Here is a 12,313-nt window from a genome sequence, read left to right on the forward strand (position 1 = left end):
CACCTGCGTCGCGGCGCGGAGCTGTTGCGATGGAGAACTGCATGACCCGTTACGCTCTGATCACTGGCGCTTCCAGCGGCATCGGCCTGGCGATGGCCGAAGCGCTGGCCCGGCGTGGCCGCAGCCTGATTCTGGTGGCCCGCCAGCGTGATCAGCTGGAAAGTATTGCGATTGAACTGACCCAACGTTTTGGCGTGGAAGTGTTGTTCCGTGCCTGTGACCTGGGTGAGCCGCTGCGGCTCTCCGGGTTCCTGCTGGAACTGGAGGAAGGTGACCGGCAAATCGACTTGCTGGTCAATTGTGCCGGCATTGGCACTTGCGGCCCATTCCTGGCCCAGGACTGGATGACTGAACAAGATCTGATCGAAGTGAACATCCTGGCCCTGACTCGCCTGTGCCATGCCATCGGCAACAGCATGGCGCTACAGGGCGGTGGACAGATTCTGAATGTGGCCTCGCTTGCGGCGTTCCAGCCCGGCCCGTGGATGAGTACGTATTACGCCAGCAAGGCTTACGTGCTGCATTTTTCCGAAGGCCTGCGCGTCGAGCTGAAAAAATGCGCGGTCAACGTATCAGTGCTCTGCCCTGGCCCGACGCGCACAGGCTTTTTCCGTACCGCACAACTGAACACCGACAAACTGGCCGACAGCAAACTGCTGATGAGTCCGGAAGAAGTTGCACTCTATACGGTGCGGGCCCTGGAAAAAAATCGCGCAATCATCATCCCGGGACGACGCAACCGCTGGCTCGCTGCCCTGCCCCGCTTCGGCTCGCGGTGGCTGACCCGGACAATCGCTGGCATGGTCATCAAGGCTCACTGCCCGCGCTGATCGACCTGCAAGGTAAAACGCTGGGCTCGGGCAGAACCCATGAGTACACTCAGGCCAGCCCAAACAACGGAGAAAACAGCTGTGGATACTCTGTTCACCAAGATCATCAACCGGGAAATCCCGGCGAAGATCATTTACGAGGACGACCAGGTACTGGCCTTCCACGACATCGCCCCACAGGCGCCCGTGCATTTTCTGGTGATTCCGAAAAAACCGGTGCGCACCCTGAATGACCTGACCGAGGACGACAAGGCATTGGCCGGGCATATCCTGTTCACGGCCCAGCGCCTGGCCAAGGAACTGGGTTGCGAAGACGGCTTCCGCGTCGTCATGAACTGCAATGAACTGGGTGGCCAGACCGTCTATCACATTCACATGCACGTGCTGGGTCAGCGCCAGATGCACTGGCCGCCGGGCTGATTGATAACCCGACTTAGTGGGAGCCCGACTTACCGACGATGGCATCAGTGAGGTCGCTATCGCCGGCAAGCCGAGCTTCTACAGGTTTGCTATCGCCCCACCGGAAATGACCCAGCGCAAACCTTCCACGGCCGATTGAGTTAAACTGGCCGCCGAGATTCCCCCCCGGAGGTCAGCATGACTACCCAGCGTCACTACTCGCCAATTGACCGCCTTCTGTTGCAAGCCGATGCCGCAATGCGTACTTTGCTGCCCTTCAGTGGTCAACCGTACCGTCCGTCGCCTGCCATCGTGCAGCCGGATGCGAAGATGAGCGATGAAGACACTCGGCACGTTGCCGGCCTGATGCGCATCAACCACACCGGTGAAGTCTGCGCCCAGGCGCTGTACCAGGGTCAGGCCCTGACCGCCAAGCTGCCGAAGGTGCGTGCCGCCATGGAGCATGCCGCCGAAGAAGAAATCGACCATCTGGTCTGGTGCGAGCAACGCATTCATCAGCTGGGTAGCCATACCAGCATTCTCAATCCGCTGTTTTACGGCATGTCCTTCGGGATTGGTGCGGTCGCCGGGTTGATCAGCGACAAAGTCAGCCTGGGGTTCGTTGCAGCGACCGAAGATCAGGTATGCAAGCATTTGAACGAACACCTTGAGCAACTGCCAGCCGAAGATGAAAAGTCCCGGGCGATTCTTGAGCAGATGCGCCTTGATGAAGAACAACATGCCGAGAGCGCGCGCGAGGCGGGTGGTTTCCGCTTTCCGGCGCCGGTGAAGTTCGGCATGAGCTTGTTGGCCAAGGTCATGACCAAGAGTACTTATCGGATCTGACTCCGTTTTTGACAGGCGCCCGCGCCAGTAATAAAAAAGGCGACTGCCGCAAGGTAGTCGCCTTTTTTGTGCTCGGTGGTCTTAGCTCGACATATTGCGCGCGTAGAAAATTTCGAGCATTTCGTGTTTCACACGGTCGGTCACCTGGGCACGCTGCTCAGAGGACAGATTGCTGGTGGCGTCACCGAACAGGTAGTTGTCCAGTTCGAAGTTCTTCAGCAACATTTTGGTGTGGAACAGGTTTTCCTGATACACGTTCACGTCGGTCATCTGGTACGCGTCGCGGGTGTCGTCGGAAAGATAGTTCTGAATCGAATTGATCTCGTGGTCGATGAAGTGCTTTTTGCCTTCAACGTCGCGGGTGAAACCACGCACACGGTAATCCACTGTCACGATGTCCGAATCGAACTGATGAATCAGGAAGTTGAGCGCTTTAAGCGGTGAAATGACCCCGCATGTCGATACATCGATATCCACACGGAAGGTTGCAATGCCGTCGACCGGATGGATTTCCGGGTAGGTGTGCACCGTGATGTGGCTCTTGTCGAGGTGGGCCAGAATAATTTCGGGCAACGGGCCCGGAGATTCTTCGATCTGGCTGTCAGTCGGGGTCACCGGTTCTTCAGAGATCAGAATCGTGACGCTGGCGCCCTGCGGCTCATAGTCCTGACTGGCGATGTTCAGGATGTTGGCACCAATGATATCGACAACCTCTGTGAGGATCTGCGTCAGGCGCTTGGCGTTGTACTCTTTATTGATGTACTCAACGTAAGCCTGTTGGTCTTGCGGAGTTTCCGCGTAGCAGATGTCATAGATGTTGAAGCTCAAGGTCTTTGTCAGGTTATTGAACCCGTGGAGCTTGAGTTTGCTTTTCACCGTTAAAAACTCTCTATGTATTGCGGCCCGGCCGCGTGATCAAGCATGCCCGTCAGATGCGAAGGACGCACCTGCGTAGGACGGTTAACACCTCTTCGCGATGGCGATTTTGGTTGTCTGTTCGGGTGCGCGGCCTGTCGGAGGACTGGCCACTACCCTGAAAAAAGTGGCGCATTATGCAGACGTCGGCTTGGGATCGCCAGAGTCTGCACTGCTTTTATGATAGTTGAATGTCGATTCAACCGAGTTCGATGATTTCGTAGTCGTGGGTAATCTCGACACCGGCCGCACCGAGCATGATCGAGGCCGAGCAATACTTCTCGGCAGACAGCTCGATGGCACGCTTGACCTGGGCTTCTTTCAGGCCGCGGCCCTTGACCACAAAGTGCATGTGGATCTTGGTGAAGACCTTTGGATCTTCGGTCGCACGCTCAGCTTCGAGGAAGGCTTCGCAACTCTCGACGGCCTGACGGGACTTCTTGAGGATACTGACCACGTCGAAATTGCTGCAACCGCCAACGCCGAGCAGGAGCATCTCCATCGGCCGAACACCCAGGTTACGACCGCCAGCATCGGGCGGACCGTCCATGACCACGACATGACCACTACCGGATTCGCCGAGAAACATGGCTTCGCCAGCCCATTGGATGCGTGCCTTCATCGCCAAGACTCCACTGTATAAAAAAGGGTCGCCAGCTTAGCACAGGCCCCGTGATTGACAGCGCTCGCCTTCCTAGGACATAACCTCCTGAGCTGTAGGTAAATTCTCGAATATTGCAGGAAGCGTCTGTTAAGCTGGCGCCAATTCGCTGGCGCACAGCCAGGTTGCCGCGGCTTCGCGATGCATAAAAAACCAACTACACCGTGCAGTTTTTTCGGAATACAACCATGGTTGCGATTGCCCTACCCCCCAAGATCAAAAACCTCGACAAATTGTTGATGCATTGCCAGCGTCGTCGCTATCAGGCCAAGAGCAATATCATTTGTGCCGGTGACCGCTCGGAAACCCTGTTTTTCATTATTAAAGGCTCGGTCACCATCCTGATCGAGGATGACGACGGCCGGGAAATGATCATCGCCTACCTGAACGGCGGGGACTTTTTCGGTGAGCTGGGTCTGTTTGAACAAGCAGGCCTGGAACAGCAGCGCAGCGCCTGGGTACGCGCCAAGGTCGAATGCGAAGTCGCGGAAATCAGCTACGCGAAATTCCGCGAATTGTCCCAGCAAGATCCAGACATTCTTTACGTGTTAAGCGGACAAATCGCACAACGCTTGCGTAACACGACTCGAAAGGTCGGCGACCTGGCGTTCTTCGACGTCACCGGGCGTGTCGCCCGCTGCCTGCTGGAGTTGTGCAAACAGCCCGATGCGATGACCCACCCCGACGGCATGCAGATCAAAGTCACCCGTCAGGAAATCGGAAGGATTGTCGGGTGTTCCCGTGAGATGGTCGGCCGCGTGCTCAAGGACCTGGAAGAACGCAATCTCGTGGACGTCAAAGGCAAGACCATGGTGGTCTTCGGTACACGCTAAGCGCTGAACATCTTCGTCAGCATTTGTTGATAGAGTTCATCGAGACGCTTCAGCGCGTCTGGTGCCGTAAACTTTTCATGCAAAGCGATATGGCTTTCGGCGCGTACTCGCTGCTCCAGACCGCAGGCCTCGTTGAAGCGGTTGACTGCGGCAACCATCGATTCACGCTCGTTATCCAGCAGCATGGCTCCGTGCACCAGCCCCACCGGGCGCTGGCCACCCTGGCTCTGGCGCCACCGCTGGGCCGTGCCGACCATCTTGCGGCCGTCGAGGTTGACGTTGAAACGGCCGTCGCAGAATGCGCCTTCGATTTCCCCAAGCGACGACGTACCGCCCTGTTCATCCAGCAACTGACAGATCGGGTCGCACAGCCGACGGTAACCGGACTCGATGCGGTTCAGATCCCCCTCGCTGCGTGGCGGTGCGTAGACCAGTGCGATGTTGATCGTCGATGCCGATTGCGGCACAGGTTCACCGCCGGTTTCGCGCAACAGCACTGGCCAGCCGGCGGCGGCAGAAACTTCGCAGGCGTGCAGGAAACCGGGCAGACGATTCAAGCGGCGCGGCATGACCAATGCGCGATCACTCGGTTGCCAGAACAGCAGGCCGAACTCCGAGGCGCCGGCGCAGACCGACGCCAACAAATCCTGTTCGGCTTGCAGGCCGGCTTCGATGGTCAGGGAAACAAGTGAGGTCATAAGGTATTCCGTAGGACTTATCGTCTGTGGTGTTTCTTATGCCGCCATCGCGAGCAGGCTCGCTCCCACATTGAATCCCTGGTGTTGGCAGAATCTTTGTGGGAGCGAGCCTGCTCGCGATAGGGTCGACTCGATCTGCGGTTTATCAGTCGAGTGTAGAACCACTGACAGGAATGCCACGCTCCGGAAAGAACAGGCGCTGCAGTTCGGTACCCGGGCTTTCGGCACGCATGAATGCTTCGCCGACCAGGAACGCGTAAACGTCGCTGATTTCCATCAATTCGACGTCGGCACGGTTGAGGATGCCGCTCTCGGTGATCACCAGACGATCGCGCGGGATCCGCGGCAACAGGTCGAGGGTGGTTTCCAGACTGACATCAAAAGTGTGCAGGTTGCGGTTGTTCACGCCAACCAGCGGCGTGTCGAGGGTTTTCAAGGCCCGCTCCAGCTCGTCGCCATCGTGAACTTCCACCAGAACATCAAGGCCGACGCTTTTCGCCACCGACGCCAGCTCGGCCATTTTCACATCGTCCAAAGCGGAGACGATCAACAGCACGCAGTCCGCGCCCAGCGCACGAGCCTCGACGATCTGGTAGGGATCGATCATGAAGTCCTTGCGAATCACCGGCAGTTTGCACGCGGCACGTGCCTGCTGCAGGTACTCATCATCGCCCTGGAAATAGTCGATATCGGTGAGCACTGACAGGCAGGTGGCGCCGCCTTTCTCGTAGCTCCTGGCGATAGCGGCGGGAACGAAGTTCTCCCGAATCACGCCTTTGCTCGGCGATGCTTTTTTGATTTCAGCAATGACCGCCGGCTGTTTCAGCTTGGCCTGAGCCAGCAAAGCCTTGGCAAAACCACGGGGTGCATCGGCCGCCTTGGCCAGGCTTTCCAGCTCGGCGAGGCTCACGCGAGCACTGCGCTCGGCAACTTCCTCGACTTTGCGCGCCAGAATGTTTTCCAGAACCGTCGGTACACTCATCCCTCATTCTCCACTTTGAATACCGCGGTAAATGCACCCAGCTCCTCGAGTTTTTCCCGAGCGAGACCGGTGTGCAGCGCATCGTGCGCCAGGGCAACCCCCTCTTTCAAACTGCTGGCATGGTCGGCGGCGTACAAGGCGGCACCGGCATTGAGCATGATCATCTCAGCCGCTTTCTGACCGTTTTCGGTCTTGCGCTTGCCCAGCGCATCGCGGATCAGCTCAAGGGACGCCGCCGGGCTGTCCACCGCCAGGCCATGCAGGCTCTGGCTCTTCATGCCCAAATCTTCCGGTTCGACCCAATATTCGGTGATCTGGTCATTCTTGAGTTCGGCAACAAAGGTTGGCGCAGCCAGGCTGAACTCGTCCAGACCGTCCTTCGAATGCACCACCAGAACATGCTTGCTGCCCAGACGCTGCAACACTTCAGCCAAAGGCCGGCACAACGCCTGAGTGAATACGCCGACCACTTGATGCTTCACACCGGCCGGATTCGTAAGCGGGCCGAGCATATTGAACAGCGTACGCAGGCCCAGGTCACGACGCGGACTCGCGGCGTATTTCATCGCAGAGTGATGAGTCTGGGCAAACATGAAACCAATACCAACGTTGTCGATACAACGCGCCACCTGGACCGGCGTCAGGTTCAGGTAGATACCGGCGGCTTCCAGCAAATCGGCACTGCCGCTCTTGCCCGAAACCGCACGGTTACCGTGCTTGGCCACGGTGCAGCCGGCCGCCGAAACCACGAAGGCGGCGGCGGTCGACACGTTGAAGATATTGGCGCCGTCGCCGCCGGTACCGACCACATCGACGACACCGTCGAGTGTCTTGAGCTCGACCTTGTCCGCCAGTTCACGCATGACCGACACGGCACCAACGATTTCATCGATGCTTTCACTCTTCATGCGCATGGCCATCATGAACGCGCCGATCTGCGCGTCCGTGCATTGTCCGGTCATGATTTCGCGCATCACATCGCGCATCTCATCGGTGCTGAGGTCGAGTTGCTCGACGATACGGCTCAGGGCAGTCTTGATATTCATGAAAAGTCCTTAGCGCGTGCCGCCGGTTTGTTTGAGGAAATTCGCGAACAGTTCGTGACCCTGTTCGGTGAGGATAGACTCCGGGTGAAACTGCACACCCTCAATGTTCAGGGTCTTGTGGCGCAGGCCCATGATCTCGTCCACCGAACCGTCTTCGAGCTGAGTCCAGGCGGTGAGCTCCAGGCAATCGGGCAGCGTTTCACGCTTAACGATCAAGGAATGATAGCGGGTGACCGTCAGCGGATGATTCAGCCCCTCGAACACGCCTTTGTCTTCGTGAAATACCGCGCTGGTCTTGCCGTGCATGACCTGGCGGGCACGGACCACATCGCCGCCAAAGGCCTGGCCGATGGACTGATGGCCCAGGCACACGCCGAGGATCGGCAGTTTGCCGGCGAAGTGCTTGATCGCCTCAATCGAAATACCGGCTTCGGTCGGGGTGCAAGGACCGGGAGACACCACGATGCGCTCAGGGTTGAGGGCTTCGATTTCAGCAATGGTGAGTTCATCGTTGCGCACGACTTTGACCTCGGCGCCCAGCTCACCCAGGTATTGCACAACGTTGTAGGTAAAAGAGTCGTAGTTATCGATCATCAGCAACATGGCGTTAAGAACCTCTTGAATTCACTGACTTCTAATGCAGCCTTCGGATGAACCACCCGCTGCGGCCTGCGCTCGATCGGTCGAGGCGGCCGGCATACGGGTCAGTCCATGGGTCAGCTTTCTGGAGTTTGTTCAGCCAGGGCAACGGCGCGGAACATCGCGCGGCGCTTGTTCAGGGTTTCTTCCCATTCCAGCGCCGGCACCGAGTCGGCGACGATGCCGCCACCGGCCTGCACATGCAGCTCGCCGTTCTTGATCACCGCCGTGCGGATTGCAATGGCGGTGTCCATGTTGCCGTTCCAGGCGAAGTAGCCGACGGCACCGCCGTAGACACCACGCTTGACCGGTTCCAGCTCGTCGATGATTTCCATCGCGCGAATCTTCGGTGCGCCCGACAAAGTGCCCGCCGGCAGGATTGCCCGCAGGGCGTCCATCGCCGTCAGCCCGGCCTTCAATTGCCCGGTGACGTTGGACACGATGTGCATCACGTTGGAATAACGCTCGATGACCATCTTCTCGGTGAGTTTCACCGAACCGATTTCCGAGACCCGACCGGTGTCGTTACGGCCCAGGTCGATCAACATCAAGTGCTCGGCGATTTCCTTGTCGTCGGACAGCAGGTCTTTTTCCAGCGCCAGATCGGCTTCTTCGGTGGCCCCGCGCGGGCGGGTACCGGCAATCGGGCGCACCGTGATCAGGTTGTCTTCGACCCGCACCAGCACTTCCGGCGAACTGCCTACGACGTGGAAGTCGCCGAAATTGAAGAAGTACATGTAAGGCGTCGGGTTGAAGCAACGCAGCGCGCGGTACAGGTCGATGGGTGCAGCCTTGAAGTCAATCGACATGCGCTGGGACGGTACAACCTGCATGCAGTCGCCAGCCAGGATGTATTCCTTGATGGTGTCGACGGCTTTTTCGTAATCATCCTGGGTAAAACTGGAGCGGAACACCGGATCGGCCGATTGCTGCTTGCTGAAGTCCAGACCACGGCGCGGGGTGATCGGCTGACGCAGTTTTTCCAGCAGTTCTTCCAGGCGTGCACGACCTTGTTCGAAGGCGTCTTCCTGTGCCGGGTCGGCCAGGACGATAGCGTGCATCTTGCCGGCGAGGTTGTCGAACACCACCACCGCGTCGGAAACCATCAGCAGGATGTCCGGCACGCCCAGCGGATCCGGGTTCGGGCATTTGCCCAGACGCTTCTCCACATAACGCACGCAGTCGTAGCCGAAGTAACCCACCAGGCCGCCGTTGAAGCGCGGCAGACCGGCGATGATCGGTACGTTATAGCGGGCCTTGAAGGTTTCGACGAAGGCCAGCGGGTCTTCCACGTCGTGACTTTCAGTCTCGACGCCATCGACGGTCACACTGACGTGATGGTCGTGAACCCGCAGCACGGTGCGGCATGGCAGGCCGATGATCGAGTAACGGCCCCACTTTTCCCCGCCCTGTACCGACTCCAGCAGGTAGGAATTGGGCTCATCGGCCAGTTTCAGGTAGATCGACAGCGGCGTGTCGAAGTCGGCCAGGGTTTCGCAGGCAAGCGGGATGCGGTTGTAGCCGGTAGCGGCCAAACGCAGGAATTCTTCGCGGATCATGAGGTGCCTCGTGGCTTGAGGGTCTAACAGTCAGGTATGCAAACGCGCCGGATAACCGGCCAGGAACAAGTCAGGCGCGCCAACGCCAGCGGGCCAGGGCCTTGATGACTTTCATCCAGAGTTTGCGAGTGACCACCACGATGGAATTTCCAGGAGGGGATTGAACAGCGTCGGGCAACGTTATCTCAGCCGCTGGATCCAGGCAACCGGGAATTAGCTTGCGCAGATCGTCGATCACCAGTGCCGGCGATTCCTCGGCGATCGGACGACCATGGTTATAGCCGTAGCTCAGGGCGACACACTTGACCCCCGCCGCTTTCGCCGCCAGCACATCACTGCGCGAATCGCCGACGAACAAGGACTGCGAAGCCGGGATATTGGTCATTTTCATCACGAAAAACAGGGCGGCCGGGTCCGGCTTTTTCTGCGGCAGGGTGTCGCCGCCGATGATCAGGCGGAAATACCGACCAATCTTCATCCGATCAAGCAGCGGCGCGACGAAGCGTTCCGGCTTGTTGGTGATCAGCGCCATCTCGACACCCTGTTTGTGCAGCCACTTCAGGGTATCGCGTACGCCGGGGTAAACCATGGTCAGCTCGTGACCATCTTCATAGAAGCCGTTGAACAGCTCCAGGGCATGTTCGGCTTCGGCCTCATCGACACCTTCGGCGTCGATGTTGTTGGCCAGGGCCCGGCGCACCAGCATCTGGACACCGTTACCCACCCACTCGCGCACCGATTCGATACCCGCGGGTTGACGGCCGAGCTTGAGCAGCATGTTATCCACAGCCGCTGCGAGGTCAGGGACCGAATCGATCAGCGTGCCGTCCAGATCGAACATCACCAACCTTGGCAGGCTTCCCGGGAACAGCTGCTCAAAACCGCTCATGGACGAGCCAGCGCCAGTTCGGAACGCATCTTCTCGATCACTTCCTGATAGTTCGGCGCGTTGAAAATGGCCGAACCGGCGACGAAAGTGTCGGCGCCGGCCGCAGCGATTTCACGAATGTTGTTCACGTTCACGCCGCCGTCGATTTCCAGGCGGATGTCGCGACCGGAAGCATCGATCAGCGCCCGCGCTTCGCGCAGCTTGTCGAGGGTGCCGGGGATGAACTTCTGCCCGCCGAAACCCGGGTTGACGCTCATCAGCAGGATCATGTCGACTTTGTCCAACACGTACTTGAGCACGTCCAGCGGGGTCGCCGGGTTGAACACCAGGCCCGATTTGCAACCGCCTTCGCGGATCAGTTGCAAGGAACGGTCGATGTGCTGCGTGGCTTCCGGGTGGAAGGTGATGTAGGTTGCGCCCGCTTCGATGAAGTCACCGACGATGCGGTCCACCGGACTGACCATCAGATGCGCGTCGATCGGCGCGGTGACGCCGTACTTGCGCAGTGCCGAGCACACCATCGGGCCGATGGTCAGGTTGGGCACGTAATGGTTGTCCATGACATCGAAGTGCACGAAGTCGGCGCCAGCGGCCAGGACGTTGTCTACTTCTTCACCCAGGCGGGCGAAGTCGGCGGAGAGAATCGACGGAGCAATTACGAAGGGCTGCATGACGCACCTTTTCTGAGCAGAATCACGATGGCGCGCATTGTATACCTCATGCTTTGACGCGCGCACCGTGACCGCGATGATTGGGTTGTCCCTAGTAAGCCGCGCGGTAGATCTTCTCGATATCGACCGCACTCAGTTTGCGCGGATTATTGCGCATCAGGCGCTCAATCCCCGCCGCTTCCAAGGCCATGGTCGCAATGGCCTCCTCGGGAACCCCGAAGCTGCGCAGGCCTGAGGGGATTTCCACCGCCGCGCACAGCTCGGTCATGACTTCCACGGCTTTATCGGCCGCTTGCGTGACGCTCAGATGAGCGGTCTTCACCCCCATGGCCTCGGCAATGTCCTGCATGCGCTCGAAGCAGGCCATCTTGTTCCAGTGCATGACATGGGGCAGCAGCAAGGCGTTGCTGACGCCGTGGGCAATGTTGTAACGCGCGCCCAGCGGATACGCCAGCGCATGGACCGCACCGACACCGGCATTACCAAAGGCCATGCCGGCCATCAGGCTGGCGGTAGCCATGTCTTCGCGGGCCTGCAGATTGGAAGGATTGGCATAGGCCTTGGGCAGCGCCCTGACGATCAGTTTGATGGCCCCGATGGCCAGGGAATCGGTTATCGCCGACGCATTCAGTGACAAATAAGACTCGATGGCATGCACCAGTGCATCGACACCACTGGCCGCTGTGACACTGCGGGGACACGTCAGGGTCATCTGCGGGCTGACCAGCGCAACATCCGGCAACAGGTAGTCACTGACGATGCCTTTCTTCAACTGCGCGACCTTGTCGGAGAGGATCGCCACGTTGGTGACTTCCGAGCCGGTACCGGCGGTGGTCGGGATGGCGATCAGCGGCGGGCCTTTGCGCGGCACCTGGTCGATGCCGAACAAATCCTCCAGCGCGCCGTGATAACCGGCATACGCCGCTACGCTCTTGGCGATGTCGATGGCGCTGCCGCCGCCCAGACCGATCAAGCCGTCATGCCCGCCATCGCGGTAGACCCGCATGCAGTCTTCAACGATGGCGATTTCCGGGTCCGGCAGAACCCGGTCGAAGATTTCGTAAGTACGCTCCCCCAACTGCGCCAGCGCCAGTTCCACCGTGCCGGATTTGATCAGGGCGGCGTCGGTGACGATCAGCGGGTTGTCGATGTCCAGACGCGTCAACTCAGCCGCCAGTTGCTCGATGGCTCCGGCGCCGGTGATCAGTTTGTGAGCGATTTTGAAAGAGGAAAGACTCATGTGCGCAGCCTCTTATAGATAGGGGAGCTGGGCACAAGAGTAGCTGGGGATTTGGGGTTGTCTGGTATTCAGGTCGTGAATGACCGACGAGCCGGAGAACCACCA

Annotated in this window: 14 protein-coding genes; 4 read left to right on the top strand and 10 right to left on the bottom strand. The window is 58.9% G+C overall.

The window, feature by feature from the left end; all coding sequences use genetic code 11:
• The first annotated feature begins 41 nt into the window (after positions 1-41).
• From GQ39_RS22205 to coq7, 3 genes are all read left to right on the top strand, one after another.
• A complete protein-coding gene (locus tag GQ39_RS22205) occupies positions 42-830 on the top strand; it encodes an SDR family NAD(P)-dependent oxidoreductase (protein ID WP_047534086.1) in 789 nt (262 codons plus the stop codon).
• 81 nt (positions 831-911) lie between these two features.
• On the top strand, positions 912-1,250 hold the full coding sequence (locus GQ39_RS22210; RefSeq protein ID WP_047534088.1) for a histidine triad nucleotide-binding protein: 339 nt from the start codon (positions 912-914) through the stop codon (positions 1,248-1,250).
• A 177-nt stretch (positions 1,251-1,427) separates the two neighbouring features.
• Positions 1,428-2,075 carry a 2-polyprenyl-3-methyl-6-methoxy-1,4-benzoquinone monooxygenase gene (gene coq7 / locus GQ39_RS22215; RefSeq protein WP_047534090.1) on the top strand — a complete coding sequence of 216 codons (648 nt, stop codon included), beginning with the start codon at positions 1,428-1,430 and terminating at the stop codon, positions 2,073-2,075.
• Between the two features lie 81 nt (positions 2,076-2,156).
• Here coq7 and speD read toward each other — a convergent pair whose 3' ends face one another.
• Together speD and GQ39_RS22225 are read right to left on the bottom strand one after the other, a co-directional pair.
• A complete protein-coding gene (gene speD, locus GQ39_RS22220; protein ID WP_047534092.1) occupies positions 2,157-2,951 on the bottom strand; it encodes an adenosylmethionine decarboxylase in 795 nt (264 codons plus the stop codon).
• A 238-nt stretch (positions 2,952-3,189) separates the two neighbouring features.
• On the bottom strand, positions 3,190-3,612 hold the full coding sequence (locus GQ39_RS22225) for an OsmC family protein (RefSeq protein WP_008061600.1): 423 nt from the start codon (positions 3,610-3,612) through the stop codon (positions 3,190-3,192).
• A gap of 227 nt (positions 3,613-3,839) precedes the next feature.
• Here GQ39_RS22225 and crp point away from each other — a divergent pair, with 227 nt between their 5' ends.
• Positions 3,840-4,484 carry a cAMP-activated global transcriptional regulator CRP gene (crp, locus tag GQ39_RS22230; protein ID WP_047534096.1) on the top strand — a complete coding sequence of 215 codons (645 nt, stop codon included), beginning with the start codon at positions 3,840-3,842 and terminating at the stop codon, positions 4,482-4,484.
• On the opposite strand, the gene GQ39_RS22235 is transcribed toward crp, so the two are convergent.
• The 8 genes from GQ39_RS22235 to GQ39_RS22270 form a co-directional block, all read right to left on the bottom strand.
• Positions 4,481-5,182 carry a lipoate--protein ligase family protein gene (locus tag GQ39_RS22235; RefSeq protein WP_047534098.1) on the bottom strand — a complete coding sequence of 234 codons (702 nt, stop codon included), beginning with the start codon at positions 5,180-5,182 and terminating at the stop codon, positions 4,481-4,483. The genes crp and GQ39_RS22235 overlap by 4 nt on opposite strands.
• A 145-nt stretch (positions 5,183-5,327) precedes the next feature.
• Positions 5,328-6,164: an indole-3-glycerol phosphate synthase TrpC gene (gene trpC / locus GQ39_RS22240; RefSeq protein ID WP_047534100.1), complete on the bottom strand. Its 837-nt coding sequence runs from the start codon at positions 6,162-6,164 to the stop codon at positions 5,328-5,330.
• Positions 6,161-7,210, bottom strand: a complete 1,050-nt coding sequence (trpD, locus tag GQ39_RS22245) for an anthranilate phosphoribosyltransferase (protein ID WP_047534102.1) — start codon at positions 7,208-7,210, stop codon at positions 6,161-6,163. Before trpD ends, trpC begins: the two co-directional genes overlap by 4 nt.
• Before the next feature lie 9 nt (positions 7,211-7,219).
• Positions 7,220-7,813 (bottom strand): aminodeoxychorismate/anthranilate synthase component II, encoded by a 594-nt coding sequence (locus tag GQ39_RS22250; protein ID WP_047534105.1) that lies wholly within the window; start codon positions 7,811-7,813, stop codon positions 7,220-7,222.
• Positions 7,814-7,926: 113 nt separating this feature from the next.
• Complete coding sequence (gene trpE / locus GQ39_RS22255) at positions 7,927-9,408, bottom strand: anthranilate synthase component I (protein ID WP_047534107.1); 1,482 nt, start codon at positions 9,406-9,408, stop codon at positions 7,927-7,929.
• Positions 9,409-9,478: 70 nt separating this feature from the next.
• Complete coding sequence (locus tag GQ39_RS22260; protein WP_047534109.1) at positions 9,479-10,297, bottom strand: phosphoglycolate phosphatase; 819 nt, start codon at positions 10,295-10,297, stop codon at positions 9,479-9,481.
• A complete protein-coding gene (rpe, locus tag GQ39_RS22265; protein ID WP_047534111.1) occupies positions 10,294-10,968 on the bottom strand; it encodes a ribulose-phosphate 3-epimerase in 675 nt (224 codons plus the stop codon). The genes GQ39_RS22260 and rpe overlap by 4 nt, the downstream gene beginning before the upstream one ends.
• A gap of 91 nt (positions 10,969-11,059) precedes the next feature.
• Positions 11,060-12,208: an iron-containing alcohol dehydrogenase gene (locus GQ39_RS22270; protein ID WP_047534113.1), complete on the bottom strand. Its 1,149-nt coding sequence runs from the start codon at positions 12,206-12,208 to the stop codon at positions 11,060-11,062.
• Between the last annotated feature and the right edge of the window lie 105 nt (positions 12,209-12,313).

This window comes from Pseudomonas sp. 11/12A (genome assembly GCF_000800055.1).
Classification (GTDB): domain Bacteria; phylum Pseudomonadota; class Gammaproteobacteria; order Pseudomonadales; family Pseudomonadaceae; genus Aquipseudomonas; species Aquipseudomonas mohnii.